This is a genomic window from Wolbachia pipientis (assembly GCA_023052945.1).
Lineage (GTDB): Bacteria > Pseudomonadota > Alphaproteobacteria > Rickettsiales > Anaplasmataceae > Wolbachia.
Map to the genome: position 1 here is coordinate 954,507 of CP095495.1, position 25,769 is coordinate 980,275.

The following is a 25,769-nucleotide window of genomic DNA, read 5'->3' on the forward strand; positions in this document are numbered from 1 at the left end:
AACAACCCACCCCCGGATATACGGCGATAGGCTACATCATAATTTAATCACTTGTCAATCCATATTCTTCCCACTTCTCCGTGATTTTTCTTACTATTTCTTCGCTCATTTCAATTTTCTCTCCCCATTCTCGTTTGGTTTCAGGCGGGATTTTATTTGTTGCATCAAATCCCATCTTACCTCCCAGCCACTTTCAGGGGAAGCAAAGTCTAAATAATCAATAGGTGCATTTTCTATCATGATTGTATCATGCACAGGGTCCATTCTTGTTGATATTGCCCACATTACTTCCTTCCAGTCGCGTATATTTATATCATCATCAACAACGATAATAAACTTCGTGTATAAAAATTGCTTTAGAAAGGAAAGTGTGCCCATAACAATTCTTTTTGCCTGCCCTGGATAAGACTTTTTTATCGATATCACCGCTATTCTATATGAACAACCCTCTGGTGGCAGATAAAAGTCTACTATCTCTGGAAATTGGTTGATAAGAATCGGCACAAAGATTTCGTTGAGTGCTTCACCAAGAATTGATGGTTCATCTGGTGGCTTGCCAGTGAAAGTGCTGAGATAAATTGGATTTTTGCGCATAGTAATTGCAGTAATGTTAAACTCAGGAAATTGCTCAACAGCATTATAGTAACCGGTGTGGTCTCCGTATGGCCCTTCATCTCGATAGCTATCCAAACTTACATAGCCCTCCAGAACAATCTCCGCATGAGCTGGCACTTGAAGTGGTATAGTTTTACAGTTTACAAGTTCAAGCGGCTTCTTGCGCAGCAATCCAGCAAATTGGTATTCTGACAATGTTTCTGGCACTGGAGTTACCGCAGCAATAAGCGTTGCAGGGTCGCTGCCGATTACAGCAGCAGCAGGAAACTTCATACCTTGCCCCTTTTCCTTCCACCGTTTATGGTGACCTGCCCCTCCACGATGTGCAAGCCAGCGCATTAGAGTCGTTTTTTTATCTACGACCTGCATACGATATATTCCAAGATTGAAATTATCTTGCTTGTCTTCCGTTGGGCCTTTTGTTACCACAATCGGCCAGGTGATAAGCGGTGCAGGTTCATTTGGCCAACACGTTTGAATAGGTAGTAAACTGAGATCCACCTCATCCCCAGTTAGCACCACTTCTTGACATGGAGCTTTGCTCACGACTTTACTTCGCATCGACAACACAACTTTTAGCAGAGGAAACATCTTCATAGCATCTTTGAGGCTTTTTGGTGGCTCAGGAGATTGCAAAAACGCCAGAAGTTTACCAAGATCTCTTAGTTCACCAGGATTTATGTTCAGCCCTAAAGCTATCCTATTGATAGTGCCAAATAAATTTACCAAAACTGAAATCGAATTTTTGCCGTTTTCTGTGACAACATTGTCAAAAATGATTGCTGGTCCTTTGCTTAACAGAACTCTACGGTGAATTTCTGTCATTTCAAGAACTGTTGAAACTTCCTTTTTAATCCTAATCAGATCTTTTTTTTCTTCTAAAGCAGAGATGAAATCGCGTAAGTTGTTGTACATAGCTCAAAACAAGTCTTCCAGCGTAATTACATGATGTATCGTATCTTTTAGATATTGGTTCTCAGAAACTCCATTTGCAGTAATTAACACCCAGAATATTTGCTTCTTTGACTTCGTTTTTTCTCTATAAACTGCTTCTTTTCTTTTTAATTGTTCGACAAATTCCTTTGTTACTGTATAAGGTTTATCACTATATTTTATCTCACAGAGCATTACACATCCATCTTCTCGATCGAAAACTAGATCTATTTGAGCACCAGACTCTTTACTGTATTTTTCCGGTTGATATTGCCAATCTCCACATATAACTGCTATATGCTCTATATCTAATTTTTTTCTAATTACATTGGCATGTTTAAAACACACTGCTTCAAATGTTTGCCCTGTCCATGTTTGCCAAGCTGGTTTCTTTATTGCTAACTCCCAATAGTGAGCATCACTTATTATTGCCCTTTTTGTTACTTCCTTAAACGGCTCAATCCACGTTAGATAAAATAATACATATTCGTCCATTACCCTGTAATATACTCCTCTCTTTTCCTTGTTCAATGGTAAAAGACCACCAATAAATCCTGCTTCTTCTAAACTCCTTAATTTAGCAGTTAAGCGACCACCCTCAGTGATTTTAGTCGCTTTTATAAGTTCTTTTCTGCTTATCCCTTTTGGCTTTTTTGCAATCGCACGAATGATATTTAGATATGTCTCTGGCTCTTCATACAAGGAGTGAAACAACATATCAAATTCATCAAATAACAAACCACCCTTCTGAAAACAGATCATATTAATGTTTTGTGCTGCTGATAATCCTTTACTTACTTCCTTAAGGTAATGTGGTATTCCTCCAATAGCCATATAGATCTGTAATATCTGCTGGTGATTAAGGTTGATTCCTAAATATCTTAGGTACTCTTTAGTTTCACGTAAGTTAAAAGGCTGCAAAGGTATCCTTGCGGTAATGCGGTTATGCAACCCCCCTTTGGTATAAATTATATTTTCCAACATCCAAGAAGCTGCTGAACCACATACAACCAAGATAAGCTTCTTTCGGTTTGTCCAATGTATATTCCAAAAATATTCTAACGTTTCTAGAAAACGAGACTTTCTCGTAGCTAACCATGGAAGTTCATCAAAAAATAAGACAATGTGTTCATTCTCATGTGTGTTGTCAATAGCAAGTGTTAATTGTTGTAATGCATCCAGCCACATTTCAGGCAAAGCCATTTTTGCACCTTTGTAAAAAGTATTTGATAATGACTGTGTAAAGATTTTAAGCTGTTCTTGCATAGTACCATTATTAAGGCCTGTCTGTTCAAATAAAATATCGGCATGTTCACTGAAAAATTGTTTTATTAGGTACGTCTTACCCACACGACGCCGACCATACACTGCAATAAACTCAGCAAATGGGGAAAAGAGAAGCTTACTTTCTAGAATGGCTATTTCCTTTTCTCTACCAATTATTGGTTCGCTCATATAATTTACCGCCGCATTTGTTAGCATTATACACGGCGGTTATAAGATGATCAACTTTTTTTACCGCCATATTTACAGTTGTTATACGCGGCGGTAAAAGATAGAGCATCTCATAATTGGCTATTCTGGCGTGCTTTGGCTACTTGCATTATAAAATCTTCTGATGAGTTTTGTGCCTGAGTTTCCTTGCGTAAAGTTTGCACTTGCGGCAAAACCGGTTATAAAATACACTTGATATAAATGTTTTTATATATTAATATTAGATGCTTTTTTCAATATACAGGTACTAAAAATTTTATACTGCAGGTCCTTTAACAAATGTATGTCTAGAATATCGTTTCTATTGATTTTAATAATAGTAATAGCAAGTTTGCCAATAATAAATAATTGGCTCTCAAATCGCAGCCAAATGCTAAGCGATGATTATATAGGTGAGAAATTAGATAATTATATAAGTAGAAATTTTGATAAGATCGTAAAAACTCTCAAAGAGGAGTCGATTAAAAGTAGTTACGTTGCTCGAGATAATGTAACCAAAAGTAAAATTTCACAATACAAGGATCAAATATTTGACCTTACTTATCCTTACTCCGGAAATGAAAATAGTAGTGTTGTAGCTGCAGGCTTCTTTGACTATTCTTGTGGATATTGCAAAGCTATGAAGAATGATATAAAGCAGTTAATTAACAACGGTAAAATTAAGTATATCTTTAGAGATGCTCCAATACTTGGTCATGGCTCTTTAAGGGCAGCAAAAAGCGCTTTAGCTGTTTACTTTATTGATAAAGAAAAATATTTCGATTTTCACTATGCTGCTTTAAGTCACAAAGGAGGATTTTCAGACGAAAGCATATTGGATATAGTGAAAAGCATAGGGATTGATGAGGACGATTTTAATAGTTCCATGAAAAATAATGCAGACAAAATTGAGCAAATGATAAATGGCAGCAAGCTCCTAGTAAGAGATTTGGGAGTAGGTGGCACACCTTTTTTAATAATTGGGGATAGCCTGTTCGTAGGAGCAACTGATTTAAATGTACTACGCAAAAAAGTAGATGAATTAAAAGGCTAATTGCCATAAAATTTTATTTTTTTGCTTGACAACTCAAATGAACCTGAGTACAATGTACCGTAGGTGTGGTGTTTAAATTACACTTAAGATACTATTCAATTAGCAAGTTTTCTCTCAAGCACAGACATCAATAATTGTACTTTTTAATCAGGATGACCTGGTGTTATTTAGCTCAAATTACTTTAATTTTACTTTCATAGGAGGACATATGTCATTCACAGAAATTAGATTTCCAGAAAATATATCTTATGGTTCCACTGGAGGACCTGAATTTTCCACTGACGTTGTAACAACTCATAACGGTTGTGAACAGCGCAACATCAATTGGTCTCATGCACGCACTAGATACAACATAGCTTACGGGGTCAGATCAAACGAGCAGCTAACAGAACTCATAACATTTTTTCATGCACGAAAAGGTAAAGCAATAGGGTTTCGTTTTAAGGATTGGTCAGATTTTATAGCCATTAATCAAAAGATTGGTATAGGAGATAACAAAAAAACGACTTTTCAGCTAATTAAAACTTATGTAAGTGGGGAAGATAAGCATATACGCATGATCAAAAAGCCAGTACATGGGACAGTAAAGATTTATTTAAATGGTAAAGAAGAGAGTGAATATTCAGTAAATTATTCAACGGGAGAAATAACATTTATGGAGCCACCGGTAAAAGATGCGATAATCACTGCGAGCTTCGAATTTGATGTGCCCGTGCGCTTTGATACAGATTATTTAAACGCTTCTATTGATAACTACGGTAGCAGCAGTTGGAGCAACATTCCACTAGTGGAGGTGAAGTTTAGTTAAGCTGCTTTAAAATTTCCTCCTGTTGCTGAGTGTGAACACTAGTATAACCACATGCAGGAGATGCAGCAGCAGGTCTTGCGATACACTTAGGTCTTTTTGCTTGGATATCGAGATTGGACAACACTTCTTCTATCAATGGGTTGACAAAAAACCATCCTCCCATATTTTTCGGTTCTTCCTGGCACCATATAACTTCAGCGTTTTTGTACTTTTCAAGTTCGCTACTTAATTTATCGGCTGGAAACGGATAGAATTGTTCTAAACGTATTACTGCTATATCGTTTATTTTTTGTGCTTCACATACTTCAATTATGTCGTAGTAAACTTTACCACTGCATATTACAACTTTACGTATTTCATTATTTGAAACTAAACCTGTTCTACATTCTGGGATCACCGTGAGGAATTTTCCTTCAAAGTCAGATAGGTTAGAAACTGTTCTTTTATGACGCAGTAGCGATTTAGGTGTAAATACTACCAGAGGCTTACGAAAGTCTCTATGCATTTGTCTGCGTAAGACATGGAAGTAATTTGCCGGAGTGGAACAATTAACTACCTGCATATTATCCTCTGCGCAGAGTTGCAAAAACCTCTCTATACGTGCGGAGCTATGCTCAGGTCCTTGCCCTTCATAACCATGAGGCAACAATAGAACTAGACCGCTTGATCGCAACCACTTTGTCTCTGCAGATGCAATAAACTGGTCGATCATGATTTGCGCACCATTTGCAAAATCACCAAATTGTCCTTCCCAGAGCACCAGTGAATACGGAGAATCAAGACTATATCCATATTCAAAGCCCATTACAGCATACTCTGATAAAGCGCTATCTATGACCTCAAAGTGAGCTTGCTTTTCATTTATATTGTTTAGCGGAATAAACGCTTCTTCTGTTGCCTGATCAACAAGCCTTGAATGACGGTGCGAGAAAGTCCCACGACCAGAGTCTTGGCCTGATAAACGCACTCCTATTCCTTCTGTAAGCAGTGACGCAAATGCAAGACTTTCGGCAGTTGCCCAGTCTATATTGCTACCAGAATTTATGCTGTCTATTCTTCCATCGAGTATTTTTCTAACCTTATTGTTGATATTAAAACCGCTTGGGATATTGCTATTTATATGCACACCTAGTTTTTTTAGCTCACTCGGTGAAACACCAGAATTCGTGTAGTATTCGTTCAAATCATTCAGCTTTGCTCTTCTTAGTTTTAACCACACTCCACCGAACCAGTCAGCTTTTTTTGGAGTGTAAGCCGCTGATTCAGCAAGACTTTTATCCAATCTTGCCCTGAATTCACTGCGTAATTTATTTACCTCATCACCACTTAATACTTTCTCTGCAGTCAATTTTTCTTCATACAATGTTCCAGGAGTTTTATGCTTTGATATCGTCTTATACATAAGTGGCTGAGTGAAATTCGGTTCATCGCCTTCATTATGGCCGTATTTGCGGTAGCATATTATATCAATCACCACGTCCTTTTTAAATTTCTGCTTATATTCCATCGCCAGACTTACAGCAAAACTCACCGCTTCTGGGTTATCTCCATTAACGTGAAACACTGGAGCTTCTATTGATTTTGCTATGTCAGTGCAATAAAAAGAGGATCGTGCGCAGCTTGGGCTTGCAGTAAAACCAACTTGGTTATTAATGACAATGTGCACAATACCACCCACTTTATAACCTTCAATGTTGCTTAGGCTCAAGGTCTCGGCAATGACACCTTGACCGATAAAAGCCGCATCACCATGAATTGATATGCCAAGCACAGACCTTATATTCTGTTTTGCTCTTATTCTTCCAGCCAAAACCGGATTTACCGCTTCAAGGTGAGATGGATTAGGGCATAAACTTAAATGTATTTTTTTACCACCGGCAAGTGCTCGATCAGAAGAGTAACCAAGGTGATATTTAACATCACCAGACACCTCAAGACCACTTGGGTATGCAAGGTTGCCTTGAAATTCAGATAGCATTGCCGCATATTCTTTGCCCATAACTTTGGTTAGAACATTGAGTCGTCCGCGGTGAGCCATACCGAGAACTATCTCTTCAATACCAAAAGCCACAGAATCACTAATAATTCTCTCAATTGCAACAATAGTTGACTCTCCACCTTCGATAGAAAAACGTTTATATCCAGGAAATTTCATATGGAGAAATTGCTCGAACATCTCAGATTCGATCAAGTGCCTCAGGATTTCCTTTTTATCTTGTGAACTCAGCGTATAGGTTTGATTTTCGATCTTTTCCTGCAGCCATATTCTCTCCTCATAAGAGGAGATATGCATAAATTCAAAACCGATATTCTTGCAGTAAATATCTCTATAGATTCCAGTGTCACGTGCTGGAGATAGATTTGAATATTTTTGATAATCTATTTCTTGATTTTCATTTGGTGACAATGGATTTAAGTCTGCAAAAAAGTGACCATAAGATCTGAAGAAATTTGCTACTGAATCATCCACCTTAGTTGCACGCTGTGCACCACAAGACTCCGCTTTATTAACTTCTAAATTGCTTAAAAAAATTCTATACCAATCTTCTCCGATTGATTTGTCGCCCTGCAGATAACGGCTATACATTTCTTCCACAAATTCTGCATTATCACCATGAAGGCAGCTTAAACTCGACATAATTACTATATAAAATATCAAACACTTATAAGTATACCTTAAGTTTTTTTTTAAAGAACTTTTTTGATCTCTGTAGATTAAGCTAATGCATTACCAGTTTCTTGAGAATTGTCCTCTGCATTTAGCCCAACATTATTTACTACTTTTTCAGTAATAACTTCAGCAAATTCAGGAGAAAGCTCTTTTGTTTTTGCGAAAAATGCGGCATGCACAGCATTTTTAATGAAAAAACATGCAGCAAGTGCAAACACTGCTGTTGGTACATAGCACCAAGGAGAAGCTATACTAAATAAAGCAGCAGAAGCTACTATCAAGCAACAACAAGTAAATATCGCTTGAAATAAAATATAATCTCTACCAACGCCACCATATTCGGCCATCAACTTTCTAGCTTTGTTATTGCTGCCGTATGGTAAAAAAAATATCTTAATAAAACCTGTTACACTATTACTAGCAAGATATGAATCACGCTCTATTACTCTTGCTGTGTGATATTCTCTACTTGCATTAGGATTTGCACCATATTTCAGGAGTAGTTCTACAACTTTTTCTCTCTCATGCCAATGTTTACGACATTCCACTGCTGCAAGTAATGCCTCATTGAGGCTTTCACTTTCTTTACCAGCACCATGTTTTAAAAGCAGTTCTACAATTTTATAATGCACTTGAAGAGACGCTACACGTAATGGAGCACCCATATATTTATCTTGTATATTAGGATCAGCACCATGCTCCAGGGGTAATCCTACAACCTCATTATACCCACTTTTACAAGCCACATATAGTGCAGTATTACCGTATTTGTCTTGTGTGTTACAATTAGCACCATTCTCCAAGAGTAGCTTTATAATTTCAATCTTCCCTCCTTCATCTACAGCAAAGACAAGTGCTAGATAGCCATATATGTTATCATTAATATAGTCACCAAATCTTCCATCTTTACTGCTCTTGAATTTAGAAAAGAGCTTTTTGAGAAATGCTATATCCTCCTCAAGGAGAGCCATATATAAGTAGAACTTTAAATCTCCAGGAGAATTAATTTCATCCAAATTTTTGTCAGTTAACTTTGTAACCTCTTCTGTACCTTTGTCAGTGAGAAGGTTATACGCAGCACCTAATTCTTTAAATTTCTCCTCGTTTTGTTTTTGCACATCCTTACTCTCATGTGAATGTTTATCAGGATGATATTCAAGGGCTAACTTTCTATATGCTTTTCTAATTTCGTATTCACTTGGACTAAAACCTAATATTTCTAAAGCTTCCTTTCTATTCATAATAAACCTCCTACCGGAATATCTTAAGCTAAGTATAACCCAAAATTTTAAAAGTAAAGCTTTTTACGTCAAGCTGTGCCTGTTGAGCAATTCCATAACTGTACAAATATTGTGATTTATCTCCATCTAGGAAAGGGTGTTATCCCAGTGCCTTGACTACTTGGATCCAGAAAACTTAACTTTAAATAAGTGGCTGCATAATAAAGACTAGATCCCAGTGCCCCTTTCTTGTCATCCCAGTGCGTGACACTGGGATCTCATTTCGTAACTTCATAGTATAAATTATTTCAAATTGTATCTATTTGCAAATATATAAATATAGTAATTTTGCATAAAAAATTAGATCCCAGTGTCACGCACTGGGATGACAAGAAGAGGGCTACTCGGATGACAAAAAAAGGAGCACTGGCTGTAGCCCTACGTCATACCGCGAATGAATCGCGGTATCTCTTAACATAAGACCTGCTGCGAATCAAGCGATAAAAAAAAGGAAAGGAGGGTGACTAAAATCAAGGTTAACTAAAAGGCGTGCTTAAGATTTACAATACCAGCAATAATATTGAACCTCAGGTTATATTTTTTCTGAAAATTGCGATAAACATTCGACATAATCTTAAATATCTTTATCTCTCGGATCTTGTTTTCTACTCTCATTCTAAATGATGCTAATCTTCTATTATGCTCTGGAGTTAATGGCTTTTTACGATACTTTTTATATGGAATTATAACATTGCTTTGCAATTTTTGCCAACCTTGATATCCAGAATCGGCATGTTTTATGCTATCAAGTGGTAAATATTTTTCTTGTTTCCTTATGCGGAAATCACTAATTCTACCACGGTATGACTTTGACACTGATAAAATTCTTCCTCCTTCTTCGATAATAATCTCAGTTTTCATAGTGTTGGTTCTTTTTTTTCCTGAATATGATTTCTTCCGTTTTTTACTATCTTCTGGTCTCTGTATTTGCTGTTCTGTAACATCAGCCAAAATCTTCAGTATTTTTTCTGGCGTCATACTTCTATCTTTTGTTATAGTCACTTTTTTGGCGAGTAATGGCTCTATTCTCTTAAGTAACCTACATACATTTGCGTTGTGTACATTGAATAGGCATCCTAAAAATCTATGTGTTATGTAAGTGCGATAGTACAAAATTACGCAAAACAACTTATCTTCCAGAGTTGGTAGTTTTGATCTTCTACCATGACACTTTTTCTGTTTTTCGCATCCAGACCTCACTTTTTCCACTACTTTTTCGAACTCCTCTATAGTTAAACCTGTTATATTACGAAAGTTTCTTGGGTGTTTTTTCATATTATAGTAACTAAAGCTCATTTTTTTTCCTTACTTGATCTGCTTATTCTTCTTCTACCTCTCTCACATCATTTTTTCAATCACCTTTTTCAGCAGGTCTATAGATCCCGCTAACACGTAGCGGGATGACGGTTGTCGGTAGGCCTAAATTACTTTAGCCATAAATATTTAAGAAATTCACCAAACAAAAAAAAGGCAAAAGAAGCCCTAGTCATTGTCTATTTTCAGTATTGGCGTTTTTTAAGTCTTAAACGCTGCAATTTAGCTGCTTTTAAACGGCAACTAACCTTAGCTTTAATATTTAAGAAATTTACTAGGCAGAAAAAAAAGGCATAGAAAACCCGTGGTAGCTAGTTATTACACTCTCTATTTTAAAATTTGACGTTGGGTGATGTCTTGAACGCTTTATAAGCGCGTTTCAGCTTATGTAGGTAAAAACCTAGAAATTTTATAAAGACATACGGTGCACATAGTACACCAAATACAAGTTTTCTTGTCATTTTAATCTGCTGCAGAGATTGCGAATTAAATAAAATAGCTTCACTTTCATGATAAGGGGGCTGGCGAAACTTGTCAAGTAGTTTTTCGTTTAATCCGTTTCTATGAGCTACTTGGATGACGAGGAAAGAGCACTTACATATTTATGGCAACCTCATTACCTACGCTCAAAAAGTTTTTCAATATCACTCAATTTCATTTCTATATAAGTTGGCCTTCCGTGGTTGCATTGTCCGGAATATGGGGTTTTTTCCATTTGTCTCAGCAGCTCATTCATCTCCTCTAACCTCATTTTCCTGCCTGCTCTAATTGATCCATGACAAGCGATAGTAGCCAATATCTTGTTCACTTTGTCTTCTACTGGCAATGTATCTTCTATTTCCGTTAATCTATCGACTATATTAATTAGCATCTCTTTCACATCTATTGCTCCCAAAATTGCAGGGATTTCTTTTACTATCACTTTATTTTCTGATTTGATCTCAATATCAAAACCCATTTCAAATAACTTATCTTTATAAACTTCAATCATCTCCATTCCGGCTTGATTTTTGATTTCAACCGTTTCAGGAAGAAGTAGTTTTTGTCTTTTTATACTTGATTTTTGTTTTAGGCATTCATATACTAGTCTTTCGTGGGCTGCATGCTGATCAACTATAATCAATTTGTCTCTTACCTCGGCAATAATGTAAGTATTATAGACCTGACAGCGTGCAAACCCGAGCGGGTGGCTCTCTATCAAATCAACTTGCTCTAACACCTTTTTTTCTAGAACCATAATTTCCGCTTGTGATGGGGATTTCTGTATGCTGGTATAATCAAACGATTTTGACTGTTCTGATAAGCCTTTTGCTTTTTCATTTGGAGAAGCAAATTCTTTTATTAGTTGATTTTCAAAAGGACTTGGCCTTCTTTCATAAAATTCATTTTGAACATCAGGTTTATCAAAAGAATCTGATAATGAACCTTTCAAAAAACCCTCTATCGTATTAGTAGTTTTCTGGTCACTAGCTGGAAAGGTGCCTATCCTTCTTGACAACGCTTTGATTAATCCTCTTGTCACTATCTCATATATGAGCTTCTTATTCTGAAACCTTACTTCTGACTTATTTGGATGCACATTTACATCTACTTGATCATAAGGTATCTCTAAATGTAACGCTGCAAAAGGATACCTATCGCTTGGAATAAAATCATGATATGCATACCTAACCGCACCAATAAGTAGATTATCTTTAATTGGCCTTCCATTAACAAATGTATAGATCTGAGTTGACTTACCACGATTAACAGTAGGTTTACAGATGTGTCCTGTAAGTTTAATCCCGTCTTCTTCTTCATTGACCTCCAAAGAATTGCCCTGAAATTCTTCTTCTACTTCACACAATCTATGAAATAACGAAGTCTGCTTAGCGTATTTTAAGAGCTTTTTATTACCTGAAGTGAGAGTAAACCCTATATGATAGTTAATCATTGCTAGGTTATTTACAATATCAACAATGCTTTGAGTTTCTGCTCTTTCGGTTTTTAGAAATTTTAGTCTATTTGGGGTAGCAAAAAACAAATCTCGTACTTCAATATGTGTCCCTTGTGATAAAGAGTAAGGAGTTAGCTCCCCCATCTTTTCTCCACCCTCATAACTTATAGACCATGCTTCACTTGCTCCGCTTGCTTTAGACGATAATTTTATCCTACTTACTGCTGCAATTGAAGGTAAAGCTTCTCCTCTAAAGCCAAGATGCTTGATTTCTATCAACTCACTATCGCTCAATTTTGAAGTAGCATGGCGCATAAACGCAAGTTCTAAATCGTTTTTTTCTACTCCGTTACCATCATCTGTCACAATAATAAGGTTACGCCCACCACTTTCTATTTTGATCTCTATTTCTAAACTTCCAGCATCTATTGCATTTTCCACTAATTCCTTTACTACACTTGCAGGCCTTTCTATCACCTCCCCCGCTGCTATACGGTTTATGGTTTTTGTGTCTAGAAGAATTATTGCCATAGATTTATTATGAAACTGGTTTTTCTTTTACTTCTTTGGTTTGTCTCTCTCTCCACTTTTTTAACCTACCTGCAATTTCACTGTTGGAAATTGACAATATAGATACGGCGGTAATGGCAGCATTATATGCTCCATTTTCTCCTATAGACATGGTTGCAACTGGAACACCCTTTGGCATTTGAACTATAGAGAGTAGACTGTCCAGCCCATTTAATTGTTTACTATGCACAGGAACGCCGATAACTGGTAAACAAGTTAGTGACGCAACCATACCAGGTAAATGAGCTGCACCTCCTGCACCAGCTATAATAACCTTAAAACCTCCTTCTTGTGCAGATTTAGCAAAATCGAAGAGCCTTTCTGGTGTTCTATGTGCAGATATTATGAATATGTCATGTGAAACTTCTAATGCTTTTAACATATTGACGGTATGGACCATAGTGGTGTAATCTGACTCACTTCCCATGATAACAGCAACATCTTTTTTTATTTTTGTCATATTCAACACAATTTTACTTACTAACTAAATAATGTTCCAGCTAAAAAGCAACAAATATTTAAGTTATATTATAAATATAATATATAGAATTCTCGTTAAAATAGAAATTTTAAAAATTTAAATAAATATCTATGTGAAGATATAGAGATATAAACTTCTTATGTAAGATAAATTTATAAAATAATTATTTTTGTATTTCAAGCTTTGTAATTTTAGCTTGTTCTTTCTGTAAATGATTTTTTCAGATAGGCTGATAGTAAAATGGTAATTTAAAATTACTAGAAATTTGATTGAAATATTAATATACAATCAACTTAAAGTTTTAAATTTGATATCATATAATTATTGACAAGTTATATGATATTAATATCTTGGTATATTAAATATTATATTATAGTGTTTAATAAAGTTAATTGATATGTGAGTGTAAGAATTATGGAAATAATATCGTTAAATAACTTAGACAGTGCAGGAATAAAAACAAAGTTGCTTTATATAATAAATAAAATTATAGAAAAAAATGCTTGGACTCAGGCTTTTGCAGCTGAGAAACTTGGTATTGATCAGCCAAAGGTATCACAAATTAAAAATGGTAAAATAGATGGTTTTTCTTTAGAGCGATTGTTAGGATTTCTAAAAAAACTTGATCATGAAATAACAATCACGATGACAGAAAGCCAAGAAATAAAATCTGAGGCAGAAAAAGTGAAACATGAAGTTGAATCGCAATAGATACAAAGTTGACAACTTGTTTTTTGTGATATAGTATAAAACTTATTAAGGTAGTATCTTATGGCTGAATCTATTGTAGAAGAGTGTACAGAACAGGTAAGTAACCGTTTCAAATTGGTTCTGTTGGCAAGTCAAAGAACACATGATTTAAATACAGGAGCAAGTAATCCAGTTCAAACAGCTCAGTTTGAAGACCATAAAAATACCATAGTTTCCTTACATGAAATAGCAGAAAAACAGGTGGATACTCATGAGCTATTTAACCTTTTGGTAGGTAGATGCAAGGAGTACATGAAAGGAAATATGAATAATGTTTACAGCAGTAATACAAGTAAGCTAGCGAATTTATTAAATTTTTCTGATAACACAGATCTTGATGCAAGTCAAGAAAGCCAAGATTATGAAGTGGATGATGAAATAAATGATCAAGATGGCGATGAAGAAGTATCCGTTTAGAAATCTACTGAAGTTACATAGTCTTTAAATGCTTCACATTGCTATCTATACACTGTTGTTCTGTATGAGTATAATGTTGTGCCGCATAGTGTCTAAGTCAAGTGATGTGTACAATAAGGTTTTAGCGTTCAATAATTTCTCAACGCAAGTAGTTGTACTCATAACAGCAATATCAATCATTCTGAATAATTTTTTTTTAATTGATATAGCATTGTTATATGCTAGCGTTAGCTTTATATCAACTATAGCACTAATGAGATTAATGTTGTTTTAATAATTTATGATAGGATCCATTTTCATATTTTTAGGTATTTGTTTGATAATTATTTCAAATATAGGGGTGATCAGATTTCCTGATTTCTATACTAGATTACATGCAGCAGGTATTACAGATTCTAGCGGTGCAACATTGTTATTAATTGGTTTTGCTCTGCAGAATGAATTTTCAATCAATACTATTAAAATAATATTATTAATTCTTATAATATGGGTAGCTAACTCAACTAATAGCTATATTTTAGCGTGCACTTATTATAAAGTTAAGAAAAAAACTGTTAAAGAAGGTTAAGGTGTTAGAAATATTAAATGTAGTGCTACTTTTGTTGTTACTAACAGTTACGGTTTTTATAGTCTTCTCGCGACATTTAGTTGTAAGTGCTGTTCTAATGTGTGTATTTAGTTCACTTATTGCACTTATATACTTAATTATGAATGCACCTGATGTTGCAATTACTGAAGCTTCTGTTGGTGCGGGGCTCAGTACGATTTTTACGTTTGCAGCACTCTCCTTGATAAAGAATCATAAAGTAAATCTATCTCATAACCCTATAACGCTTTTTTTCATGTTATTTCTGGCTGTATGTTTGTCATATTTTATGATTCAATTGCCAGATTTTGGCAGCAACAATGCTCCGATCCACTTGCATGTTGCTCCTTATTATGTGGAAAATACCGAAAAAGCTACCGGTATTCCTAACATAGTGACAGCTGTTTTGGCAAGCTTTCGTGGTTATGACACGTTTGGAGAAACTATAGTAGTTTTTACTGCTGCGCTTTGTATAACGTTGATATTAAAAGAAGAAAAAGAAAATGATTAAAGATCCGATATTAAATGCAGTAACATTTTTGATGATACCTTTTATCATTTTATTTGGTTTATACATACAATTTCACGGTGATTATACTCCTGGTGGAGGTTTTCAAGCAGGAATAATTATTGCCTCCGGGATAATATTATATTCAATGCTATTTGGTGTATCTACAACTCTAAAAGCAATACCTTATTCTGTGATTAGATTGACTAACGTGTTAGGTATTTTAATTTATGGAGGAACGGGCGTTGCAACAACTTTACTTGGCCAAAATTTTTTATCTTATGATATCTTGTCAGCCAATAATAGAACCGGTCAAAAATTGGGTATTTTTTTTGTGGAATTAGGTGTAGCATTTACTGTCTGCTCCTCTATGTTAATTATATATATGAATTTTGCTCGTAGGAAAAAACAATGACTTTATATAATTATACGATTATTATTGTATTAATGGTACTAGGTTTATATATTATTGTAAACGATAAAAATTTAATCAAGAAAATGATAGGGGTAAGCGTCTTCCAAGCATCTGTTTTGTTGTTTTACATATCTCTAGGATATATAAAAAGTTCTTTGCCTCCTATATTGGTTTCAAATTTTTATTCATATAGCAATCCTATACCTCATGTTTTAATGCTTACTGCTATAGTGGTTGGAATTGCAACATTTTCAGTTGGATTGTCCATAGCAGTAAAAATGGAAGAAAAGTATGGAACAATTGATCAAGACAAGTGTACATAAATTAACAGTATCTTAAACTATATGAAGTAACAAATAGCCACAAGTTAAAAGTAAAATTATAGACTTGCTTGTTGTAAGTTTGTTTGTTAATAAGGGAAAATTATAAACTATAAAGGTAATGATGTCAACTATTAATGATGCAGAAGATAAGAAAAAAATTATCAGAGATCTTGTAACTAAAAGTATAAAAAAGGGTGGTTTTATCACTTTTGATGATATAAATGATAAATTATCAGATGAAAATTTTTCGTCTGACTTTATAGATGATGCTATATCTTTATTGCAGGATTCCGGAATTAATGTGCTTGAAAGTAACGAAGATGAAGAAGATATTTCTTCCAACAGCGATGATAGTAAACTTGATGATGATGATACATCGTTAAATGTTACTGCGACTTTAATGCAAAATGATGATCCAGTAAGGATTTATTTACAAGATATGAGCTCTGTAAAGCTTTTGTCAAGGGCAGATGAAATCGAGATAGCAAAAAAAATTGAATCTGAAAAGCATAACATGTTACGTGCAATAATTGAAACATCAGTAACATTAAAGGTGATAAAAGTATGGCGTGATGATTTAAGTAGTGGAGCTCTCTTACTGAGAGAAATTATAGATCTGGATGCAATTTATAACTCTGACTTTAATGTGGTATCCAAAGAAGAGAGTGAAGAAAGTGCTGAAGATGTTGAGGATTCTGAGGATGTTTCTGAAGATGCTGAGTACTGCAGTGATGATGAGAAAGATAGTAAAAAAAGTGATGATGAGAAAGACGGTGATAATGAAGATGTAAATTCAGCGAATTTAAATGTTTCTATTCTTGAAATGGAAAGTGACTTGTTGCCAAAGGTCATAGTTGCATTGGATGAGATAATTACTTTAACAAATGAAGCGTTGGTATTAAGAAAAAATTCTAAAGATTCCTCTGATGAACTAGAGAATTTATATAGTCAAATATGGTCTATAGCATTACAAATTAAGTTAAGTGATGCTGCTGTTGCCAGAATTACACGAGAACTTTATAAGATAAATAGATCTATCACGTTTGAAGAGGCTAATCTTATCGCTGGGGCTAGAAAATACGATATCGATAGAGAAAGTTTCTATGAAGTTTATGATGACATGCTTTTAAAGCACGAGTTAAAAGAGATAAGTCTTTTAAAGATCAATGAAAATCAGTCCTCTTTCGCAGGTGAATTAAAAAACAAATTTTTAAGGTTTATAGACGATAACTTTGAACATATAGCTAGTACCTTGAACAGCATTAAGCAGCATATACAGGAAGATAACGTACAAGAATTTAAGGAGCTAATCAAGAGAATACAAAAACACGAACGAGAAGTCTCTGAAGCAAAGCAAGAAATGATTAAGGCTAACTTAAGGCTAGTAGTTTCCATTGCTAAGAAGTATTCAAAAAGAGGCCTTGATCTGCTTGATTTGATACAAGAAGGCAATATTGGTCTTATGAAGGCCGTGGATAAGTTTGATTACAAACGCGGATATAAATTTTCAACTTATGGCACTTGGTGGGTAAGACAATCAATCACTAGGGCAATACCTGAGCAGTCTAAAGTAGTTAGAATACCAGTTCATATGGTGGAAATTATCAGTAAAATCAACAGAGCATTAAGAAAAATGACTCATGAGATGGGAAGAGAGCCGACGTTAGAGGAATTAAGTGTAGAACTGACAATGCCACTGGAAAGAATACGCAAAGTTATGAAAATAGCAAGGGACCCAGTAAGTCTTGAAGCTCCAACAGGAAAGGATGATAGTAGTACCTTCGGTGATTGTATAGAAGATAAGCGAGTCTCCAGACCAGAGGATGCTGCAATACTTGCTGACTTGCGTGGCATTACAACCAATGTTCTTGCAACTTTAACACCAAAGGAAGAAAGAATTCTAAGAATGCGTTTTGGCCTTGGTAAAGATGGGAAGGAGCATACCTTAGAAGAAGTAGGAAAAATTTTTAATGTAACACGTGAGAGAATTAGGCAAATAGAGGCAAAAGCACTGCGCAAGTTGAAACATCCAAGCCGCGCTAGAAAACTTAGAGGGTTCTTTTAAGTATACGTGTCAAGTTAAGAAGAAGCTGATTTTGTCTGGAAAAAGTGGAGAAAAAGTCAGAGCGTTTTTAAAATAAAACGTTTTTTCAAAAAAGTATGATATGAAGGAAATGCACAATAAAGTTTAAAATGGGGGTTGTGAAAAAGTTGCACCGCTATTTTTTTTTATGAATCTAATGAAACAGCATGCTAATCTACGGTAAATATTATGACAAACAAAAATGACAATTCTAATTCAAAGTATAGAAATTTTTATGTTCTGGGTGATAGTTTATCCGATAATGGCGCAATCATTGGAATTTTAAATAACTTATCCTTTGCAAAAAGCGTAAAGTTTGATGACCCTTTTTATCAAGGAGGATCTTTTAGCAATGGCCCTACTGCTGTTGAATATGTAGCAAAATATTTAGATTTAGACGAATTTAAACCTGGGTGGAGTTATTCATTTTTTGGTAGATGCCACGAACAGCAAGGTCAAAACTATGCAGTTTCATGTGCAACAGCATCTGAAATTTTTGACCCTATTTTTTCTTATTTCTTCAATAAATTTCGTTTAGCTAACCAGCTAGATGCGGTAATTAAACATCATCCAGATATAGGTAAAGAAGATTTATTTTGTATCATAATCGGCGGAAATGATGTTATGGTTGCCACTGCTTATGACGATACTAAAGCGGAAGAAGTGTTGGAACAAGCAGTGAGTGAAATATGTAATGCACTTAAGGTTCTAAATGAACATGGTGTTAAGCATGTAGTTGTTGCAAACGCACCTGAAGTTGGCTCAATACCAGCTTTTAATAGAGATGAAGAAGCAAGGGAACTAGCTACGAAGCTCACAGAGAGTTTCAATGCAAAATTGGCTAATGGCTTAAATTATATGAAGAAAAGTACAAATCTTGAAATAAAAGCATTTGATCTTAACTCTAAAATGAAAAGTATGCTTAGCGAATACAAGAGCAGAGGTTTAAATTGTCAAGATGCATGCACATCGAACATTGCAGACCAAATTGGGAGATTTAAAGAAAATATAAAAATACTCTTAAAGTTGATATTTACAGGGGAACTTGATGTTCACTATAACTGTATTAAATAAGACTTGATCTGACACTTTAAAAAAGCAAGTTATAAAATAATAAAAGAAAGGAGTGTTAGAAATGAGTACAATACAAACAAAAATACTAAAACCAAAGCTAGGGTTATTAGAACTAGCAAAACAACTAGGAAATGTATCTCAAGCATGTAAAGTGATGGGATACTCAAGAGATACATTTTATCGATTTAAGGAGTTATATGAAAATGGAGGAGAGGGAGCATTACATGAAATAAGTAAGAAAAAACCGCTATTAGCGAACAGAGTTTCCGATAATATAGAAAGAACAGTGATTGGTATAGCAACAGAATTTCCAGCATATGGGCAAGAAAGAGCTGCAAATGAACTGAGAAAAAGAGGTATAATAATTTCTCAGGGAGGAGTAAGGTCTGTATGGCTAAGAAATGACCTTGAAACTCTCAAAAAGAGACTTAAAGCACTAGAGACAAAAGTAGCTCAAGACGGAATCATTTTAACTGAAGAACAACTTGCAGCTTTAGAAAAAATGAAAGAACAAAAGGAAGCTCATGGTGAAATTGAGACGCAACATCCAGGTTATTTGGGTTCTCAAGATACCTATTATGTGGGCAATATCAAAGGTATAGGGCGAATTTATCAGCAGACTTTTGTTGACACTTATTCCAGGGTTGCAATGGTTAAACTTTACACGGACAGAACAGCTATTACAGCTGAAGATCTTCTCAATGATAGGGTTATTCCATTTTTTGATGAGCAGAAAATTCCATTATTACGCATTCTAACTGATAGGGGTACGGAATATTGTGGCAAGCCAGAAAATCACGCTTATCAGCTATATTTGGGAATCGAAAATATCGACCATTCTAGAACCAAAGCCAACTCTCCACAAACTAATGGCATATGTGAAAGATTTCATAGAACTATGCAAGATGAGTGTTACAATATTATCTTTAGAAAGAAAATCTACAATTCTTTGGAAGATCTACAGATTGATGTTGATTGTTGGTTGCATTCTTATAATGATACAAGACCTCACTCTGGTAAGTACTGCTATGGAAAAACACCTATGCAGACTTTTCTTGATAGCAAACATATTGCTTTTCAGAAAAATATTAGTAGCATTAAACAAGAGACTGATATTAGTTTTAACTACCTCAATTCTTCTGTCAGTTAATTCTTGTCTGTCAGATTAAGTCTTATCTTTTACACTATAACCCTGGGTGTAGCGAAGAAACACTAAAGGATTATTTCTTTTTTGATTATTTCCATCCAACTGCAGAACTTCATCATGAAGTTGGTAATGAAATGTATGAGTTGATTTGACACAGTTTTTTGAACATATCCTTTTAAATAGTAACCAGACTGCATTCTGTGATTTTTAGCAAAACACGATCTTTCGTTTGAGCTTTCTTCAATTTAAAATAAATACAGAAAATTGCTGCCTATAGCTAACCCAGGAAAGGTTTTCCTACGTCATACCACCGCGGCGCTAACTAGTGCGGAATGACGGTTTTTCAAATTGTCGTAAGTTAGTTTAGCTATAATTTCCTAAGTTTGCTCACAATCTCTTGACTTGACACATATGTTTTTTTCCCAAATGTTACTATCTTCCTCCTTTTCCTTTCTCAATTTGTGCAACCATTTCCTTAACACTTACTTGTGTGGAAGGAGGATTTTTGCTGACATGAGATTTTGGATCAGATTTTGCTGTTATGTGTTTCGTTGCAGATCTTTTATTCTCTGTTAGAAATGAATGAGATTGTTTTTTCTTCATACCGATATCCGCTTGTGCTGCTGGGGTAGTTTTGCTTTCAGCAAGCCGTACATTAGCATTTCCTTTTGCTTGATTTTGCTCAAATTTTTCTTTTAATGCCTTTACTTTACTGCCCATCTCGCGATTAGCTCCTCCTTTCATAGTAGCTGCTGCTACTTTTGGTATCGCCTTACCAGCAGCTTTTTGTGCTGATTTCCTATTGTCTTGATTTTCAGATTTTAGTGGTACTCTTTCAGCTGATTTTTTAAGAATTACTTCTACTACTTTTGGCTCTGTGCTTACTTTTTGATCAGCACGGCTTAGATTTTTAGGCTTTGGCGGTACTGCAGGTTTATCTTTGACTACCACTTTCGATTCTTGTCTAATTTCTTGACCAGTAGTAAACATTTTTTTTGGCACTTGCGGTGCTCTTGGTGGTTTTGGTAGCACGAGGGATTGAGGTTGTTGTTTCTGCTTACGTTTTCTTTTTGCTTCTATATGTTCTTTAGAAACTGTTGCATAAATTGGCTCTTCTTTGGGCGATTTTGAACTCTGCGAATTTTCTATTAAAATTTTACTCTTCTTCTCTTGATAATTTGATATGTCTTCATATTCATGCTCTTCATTTAAAGAACTTCCATAGCCTAAATCTTCTCTCTGCTCATATAAAGGATTTTCCTTTTGCTTTTTCTCTTGATAATTTGATATGTCTTCATATTCATGCTCTTCATTTAAAGAACTTCCATAGCCTGAATCTCCTGCTTGTAGATCATATAAAGGATTTTCTTCTTGCTTTGACGCTGTTCTATCCTCTAAGTTCACTCCATACAATCCATGTTCCTCCTGATTTTTTTTACTTTGCTCTAAATCTGAAATTTTCTTTAAAACATTTAGGTATTCGAATGTTATTTTTTCAGCAAGACTGGGCAATTTATCATTAGCAAAATTTCTTATATCGTTATCCTGAATTGAAGCATTTTTTCCCAAGATTTTATTAAATGTTTCCTTGAATATTCCCAAAAAACCTGATGGCTTTTTGTTCACCGGTTCTATATAATTATTCAAGTCACTACATATAACAAACTTAGCTACATCTTCTGCCTTATCTGTAAAACTCTCTAATGTCTGGGATAAATCTCTCACTGTTTTATTATATTGTTCACCAATATTTTTCAGCTTTATAGCTTCTATCAAGGAGTCAAGATTTTTTTTATAGTTCTCACTTTTGAATGGATCATTCATACTAATTACAGCTCATTATTTATTAAAATATAGATCTAAAATATTAAGATCTAGTAAATATTACTTTTGTAATTCATGTAGAACTATAGCTATAATAAGTAATACGTCATACCGCCGCGGTATCTCTTAGCCGCTAACACGTAGCGGTATGACGGTTGTCGTTTAGCTATAAATATTAAGAAATTTACCAAACGAAAAAAAAGACAAAAGAAGCCCCGTTGGTGACTAGTTATTTACATGTACTTCAAAATATTGGCGTTTTTTATTCTAAACGCTGCAATTTAGCTGCTTTTAAATGCGATTAACCTAAATTATAAACGTTAAGAAATTTACTGAGCGGAAAAAAAGGCAAAGAAACCCTAGGGTAGCTAGTATTCAAATTCTCCCTTGTCTATTTGACGTCTTTTACTGTCTTAAACGCTTTATAAGCGCGTTTCAGCTTATATAGGTAGAAACCTAGAAGTTTTATAAAGACATGAGGTGCACATAGTGCAAAAAATTAAGCATGATTTACGCCAGATACATTAAGTTTTTTTGTCATTAATCCACTGCAGAGATTGCGAAGATAAATAAATAGCTTCACTTTCATGATAAGGGGGCTGGTGGAGTTTGTCAAGTAAGTTTTATTGCCTAGCGTCACGCGTTGGAATGACAATTTCGATTATTTCATACATTGACTTCGGTAAATCCAAATTATATTAGCTACATCTAACGAATTTTACACTTGCTAAGATTGCGCTATTTGAGTATCTTTAACTGAAAGAAGTTATTTTTTATCCAATATGAAAAAAGCCTTTATATTCACATCCTTAATAGCAGTTGTATTAATAGTCATTACTTATTTATACAGAAACGACGGAACTAGTGACTCACAAGTGGTAAATGTCTATTCATCGCGCAAAGAAGAATTAGTACGTACTTTATTTGATGAATTTACAAAAAATACAGGCATTAAAGTACGTTACATCATTGATGATTATTCTCAGCTACTTTCACGCATGGAAAATGGCGGTGAAGCTGACTTACTTTTAACTGTAGATGCAGTGAACCTGATTTTGGCAAAAAAAAGAGGGCTTTTGTCTCAAGTGGATTCAGAGATTTTAAAAAGTGTTATACCTGCAAAATTTAGAGATAGTGAAGATTATTGGTTTGGCCTTACAAAAAGAACCAGAATATTGGTTTATAATAAAGAGTCAGTAAATCCTAAAAACTTAAGTACTTATGAAGATTTAGCAAATGAAAAATGGAAAGGAAAAGTATTAGTGCGTTCTTCTACAAGTCCATATAACCGGTCATTGATTGCTTTTATGATTGCAAATAATGGTTTTGAAAAGACGAAAGAATGGGTAAGTGGAATTGTGAGTAATATGGCAAGAAAACCAAGTGGTGGTGATACTGACCAAATTTATGCTGTAGCTGCTGGTGAAGGAGATGTTGCAATAGTAAATAGTTATTATTTTGCAAGAATTCTTTCATCAGAACATAAAAATAAAAAGAATGTTGCAGACAAACTAGGGGCTTTTTTTCCTAATCGTAACGATCATGGCGTAATGGTGAACGTTAGCGGTGCAGCAGTAACAAAAAATACAAAAAACAGAGAAAATGCTATAGCTTTGCTGGAATTTTTAGTAAGCAAACAGGCTCAAGAGCTATACGCTAAAAAAAACCAAGAATACCCTATTATTGAAGGCGTTGAAACTTCCGATATACTAAAGTCTTGGGGAAATTATCCACAAAATGATTTACCTCTAAGTGAACTTGAGAAGCATCTTTTTGAGGCTGTTATGATAGCGGATGAATGTAAGTGGAAGTAATTCCCAGTGCCACTGAACACTGGGATGAAGGATTTATGCTAATGTACCTTACTCTTGACTCGCTGAACTTTTTCTTCCTTCTAACTTAATTTTGACTTTACTGTCTTTTTCTGTTCTTTCACCAAAACAATTGCTGCACAAGAGGTCTATTGAAAAATAATAATAAGAAAGTAGAATAGGTTCAAGTAGTTGAAAAGGAAACTATGCACAAGAGAAGGAATTTGTTAAACATCTCAGACCTTACAGTCGATGGTGTAGAAAATATAACTAAGTTGGCTAACCAGTACCTTAAAAAAGAAGCTGCAAATAGTCATATCTTGGAAAATAAGACAGTAATAAATTTATTCTTTGAAGATTCGACGCGTACACTTGCGTCTTTTGAAATAGCAGCAAAAAGCCTTGGAGCAAATGTTGTAACTTTGCCAATAAGATCTTCTTCTATTAACAAGGGAGAAGATCTAAAAGACATGATCAAAACATTAAATGCAATGAATCCTGACTATATAATAATCAGGCAAAAAAATAGCGGTATTGTTAATATGCTGGCTAAGAATGTTAGCTGCTCGCTAATCAACGCAGGCGATGGAAGCAGTGAACACCCAACTCAAGCTCTTGCAGATTATCTTGTAATCAGCAGTCATAAAAAGCAAATAAAGGATCTCAAAGTTGTGATATGTGGAGATATTCTGCACAGCAGAGTTGCAAGGTCAAATATAAGGTTGCTAAAAATGTTTGGAGTAGAGATAAGCTTGGTCGCACCACCAACTTTGATTTGTAAGCATTTTCCTGAAGTAGATTCAGTCCATTATTCATTAATTGAAGGTATAAAGGATGCTGATGTAATCATGCTTTTAAGACTGCAGAAAGAGCGCATGAATAATAGTTGTTTTGTTCCTTCAGAGAAAGAATATTTTCATTTGTATGGACTTGATTCACAAAAGCTATCATACGCAAAACCAGATGCGATTGTTATGCACCCAGGGCCAATAAATAGAGGGATTGAGATTAGCAGCGATGTAGCAGATTGTGTTATTTTACAGCAAGTAGAATTTGGATTGGCAATACGTAAGGCAGTGCTGCACTATTATAGGCCTTGTTAATATTAAAAGATGCTACACAACTAATGCGAAAGAAGGGTTTTTTCATGAAATGACGAGAATGGTTTGAGAATGGCCATTAAGATGTTAAGGCCAAGGATATGGTGTGGAAGTTTTTACGAAAGCCTGAAGTCAATCAACAACCTTGCAGAACGGCAAATTAGACGGCTATCGTAAAAACAGCTTTTTCACCTGGTTGGAACGTGGGGAAAGGTTCGTGGAAGAATGTTGTCGATATTTTTAACATCACGTCTCAATGGCCAAAATCCCTTCCAAAAGTTACGACTGCTTAGTTCTTTACTCATTCTCACAATCCGTGAACGGTTACTTGTTTTTAGTGTTAAGCAGCAAAGTTAATAATTTGAGAATTTTCCTGAAAAAACTTACCACAAACTGGTCACAATTTTCTGTGAAAGACAGATATAGAAAGACTAGAGTATCCACCTTAAGTTCATTGAATTTTCTTACCTTTGCTTCTTAACTTGACGCGTATAGTTTATTTAACGCTCCCTAAGTTCGCCATTGCCTGAACGGATACAATTATTTTAACTATAAAAGCGTTTCACTTTTTGCTCAGCATATCCATCATAACTGGC

General features: G+C 34.9%; 21 protein-coding genes and 2 pseudogenes. 15 read left to right on the forward strand and 8 right to left on the reverse strand.

Annotated features, from left to right (window positions below):
- Positions 1 to 43: 43 nt before the first annotated feature.
- Positions 44 to 1,530 (reverse strand): annotated as a pseudogene (locus tag MWH06_04620) (UbiD family decarboxylase).
- A 3-nt stretch (positions 1,531 to 1,533) separates the two neighbouring features.
- Positions 1,534 to 3,003 (reverse strand): ATP-binding protein, encoded by a 1,470-nt coding sequence (locus MWH06_04625; protein ID UPA54593.1) that lies wholly within the window; start codon positions 3,001 to 3,003, stop codon positions 1,534 to 1,536.
- A 322-nt stretch (positions 3,004 to 3,325) separates the two neighbouring features.
- Between MWH06_04625 and MWH06_04630 the strand changes: the two genes are divergently transcribed.
- Positions 3,326 to 4,075 carry a DsbA family protein gene (locus MWH06_04630; protein UPA54594.1) on the forward strand — a complete coding sequence of 250 codons (750 nt, stop codon included), beginning with the start codon at positions 3,326 to 3,328 and terminating at the stop codon, positions 4,073 to 4,075.
- Between the two features lie 208 nt (positions 4,076 to 4,283).
- The gene (locus tag MWH06_04635) at positions 4,284 to 4,883 is read left to right on the forward strand and encodes a TIGR02217 family protein (GenBank protein ID UPA54595.1); all 600 of its coding nucleotides are present in this window, start codon (positions 4,284 to 4,286) and stop codon (positions 4,881 to 4,883) included.
- On the opposite strand, the gene MWH06_04640 is transcribed toward MWH06_04635, so the two are convergent.
- The 5 genes from MWH06_04640 to purE all read right to left on the reverse strand — a co-directional run bounded on the left by MWH06_04640 (position 4,876) and on the right by purE (position 13,114).
- A complete protein-coding gene (locus tag MWH06_04640) occupies positions 4,876 to 7,521 on the reverse strand; it encodes a 2-oxoglutarate dehydrogenase E1 component (protein ID UPA55753.1) in 2,646 nt (881 codons plus the stop codon). The two genes, MWH06_04635 and MWH06_04640, sit on opposite strands and share 8 nt — an antisense overlap.
- Before the next feature lie 77 nt (positions 7,522 to 7,598).
- Positions 7,599 to 8,795: an ankyrin repeat domain-containing protein gene (locus tag MWH06_04645; protein UPA54596.1), complete on the reverse strand. Its 1,197-nt coding sequence runs from the start codon at positions 8,793 to 8,795 to the stop codon at positions 7,599 to 7,601.
- Positions 8,796 to 9,314: 519 nt separating this feature from the next.
- Positions 9,315 to 10,130: a transposase gene (locus MWH06_04650; GenBank protein UPA54597.1), complete on the reverse strand. Its 816-nt coding sequence runs from the start codon at positions 10,128 to 10,130 to the stop codon at positions 9,315 to 9,317.
- A 634-nt stretch (positions 10,131 to 10,764) separates the two neighbouring features.
- Positions 10,765 to 12,615, reverse strand: coding sequence for a DNA mismatch repair endonuclease MutL (mutL, locus tag MWH06_04655; protein ID UPA54598.1), 1,851 nt, complete (start codon positions 12,613 to 12,615; stop codon positions 10,765 to 10,767).
- A 7-nt stretch (positions 12,616 to 12,622) separates the two neighbouring features.
- Positions 12,623 to 13,114, reverse strand: coding sequence for a 5-(carboxyamino)imidazole ribonucleotide mutase (gene purE / locus MWH06_04660; GenBank protein ID UPA54599.1), 492 nt, complete (start codon positions 13,112 to 13,114; stop codon positions 12,623 to 12,625).
- Positions 13,115 to 13,549: 435 nt separating this feature from the next.
- On the opposite strand from purE, the gene MWH06_04665 reads away from it, so the two are divergent.
- The 10 genes from MWH06_04665 to MWH06_04710 all read left to right on the forward strand — a co-directional run bounded on the left by MWH06_04665 (position 13,550) and on the right by MWH06_04710 (position 20,441).
- Complete coding sequence (locus MWH06_04665; protein ID UPA54600.1) at positions 13,550 to 13,846, forward strand: helix-turn-helix domain-containing protein; 297 nt, start codon at positions 13,550 to 13,552, stop codon at positions 13,844 to 13,846.
- Positions 13,847 to 13,906: 60 nt separating this feature from the next.
- Positions 13,907 to 14,302, forward strand: coding sequence for a DNA-directed RNA polymerase subunit omega (gene rpoZ, locus MWH06_04670; protein ID UPA54601.1), 396 nt, complete (start codon positions 13,907 to 13,909; stop codon positions 14,300 to 14,302).
- A 73-nt stretch (positions 14,303 to 14,375) separates the two neighbouring features.
- On the forward strand, positions 14,376 to 14,576 hold the full coding sequence (locus MWH06_04675) for a monovalent cation/H+ antiporter complex subunit F (protein UPA55754.1): 201 nt from the start codon (positions 14,376 to 14,378) through the stop codon (positions 14,574 to 14,576).
- 6 nt (positions 14,577 to 14,582) lie between these two features.
- Positions 14,583 to 14,870, forward strand: a complete 288-nt coding sequence (mnhG, locus tag MWH06_04680) for a monovalent cation/H(+) antiporter subunit G (GenBank protein ID UPA54602.1) — start codon at positions 14,583 to 14,585, stop codon at positions 14,868 to 14,870.
- A 1-nt stretch (position 14,871) separates the two neighbouring features.
- Complete coding sequence (locus MWH06_04685) at positions 14,872 to 15,399, forward strand: DUF4040 domain-containing protein (GenBank protein UPA54603.1); 528 nt, start codon at positions 14,872 to 14,874, stop codon at positions 15,397 to 15,399.
- The gene (locus tag MWH06_04690) at positions 15,392 to 15,811 is read left to right on the forward strand and encodes a Na(+)/H(+) antiporter subunit B (GenBank protein UPA54604.1); all 420 of its coding nucleotides are present in this window, start codon (positions 15,392 to 15,394) and stop codon (positions 15,809 to 15,811) included. The genes MWH06_04685 and MWH06_04690 overlap by 8 nt, the downstream gene beginning before the upstream one ends.
- Entirely contained in the window at positions 15,808 to 16,134 is a 327-nt protein-coding gene (locus MWH06_04695) for a cation:proton antiporter subunit C (GenBank protein UPA54605.1), read from the forward strand. The genes MWH06_04690 and MWH06_04695 overlap by 4 nt, the downstream gene beginning before the upstream one ends.
- 121 nt (positions 16,135 to 16,255) lie before the next feature.
- A complete protein-coding gene (rpoD, locus tag MWH06_04700) occupies positions 16,256 to 18,199 on the forward strand; it encodes an RNA polymerase sigma factor RpoD (protein UPA54606.1) in 1,944 nt (647 codons plus the stop codon).
- 207 nt (positions 18,200 to 18,406) lie between these two features.
- Positions 18,407 to 19,291 (forward strand): SGNH/GDSL hydrolase family protein, encoded by an 885-nt coding sequence (locus tag MWH06_04705; protein UPA54607.1) that lies wholly within the window; start codon positions 18,407 to 18,409, stop codon positions 19,289 to 19,291.
- 61 nt (positions 19,292 to 19,352) lie between these two features.
- Positions 19,353 to 20,441, forward strand: coding sequence for an IS481 family transposase (locus tag MWH06_04710; GenBank protein ID UPA54608.1), 1,089 nt, complete (start codon positions 19,353 to 19,355; stop codon positions 20,439 to 20,441).
- Between the two features lie 429 nt (positions 20,442 to 20,870).
- On the opposite strand, the gene MWH06_04715 is transcribed toward MWH06_04710, so the two are convergent.
- Complete coding sequence (locus tag MWH06_04715) at positions 20,871 to 22,262, reverse strand: hypothetical protein (GenBank protein UPA54609.1); 1,392 nt, start codon at positions 22,260 to 22,262, stop codon at positions 20,871 to 20,873.
- Positions 22,263 to 23,044: 782 nt separating this feature from the next.
- On the opposite strand from MWH06_04715, the gene MWH06_04720 reads away from it, so the two are divergent.
- The 3 genes and pseudogenes from MWH06_04720 (at position 23,045) to MWH06_04730 (ending at position 25,654) form a co-directional block, all read left to right on the forward strand.
- A complete protein-coding gene (locus tag MWH06_04720) occupies positions 23,045 to 24,076 on the forward strand; it encodes an extracellular solute-binding protein (protein UPA54610.1) in 1,032 nt (343 codons plus the stop codon).
- A 203-nt stretch (positions 24,077 to 24,279) separates the two neighbouring features.
- On the forward strand, positions 24,280 to 25,176 hold the full coding sequence (locus MWH06_04725) for an aspartate carbamoyltransferase catalytic subunit (protein UPA54611.1): 897 nt from the start codon (positions 24,280 to 24,282) through the stop codon (positions 25,174 to 25,176).
- 325 nt (positions 25,177 to 25,501) lie between these two features.
- Positions 25,502 to 25,654, forward strand: a pseudogene (locus MWH06_04730) (IS4 family transposase).
- Positions 25,655 to 25,769 lie beyond the last annotated feature (115 nt).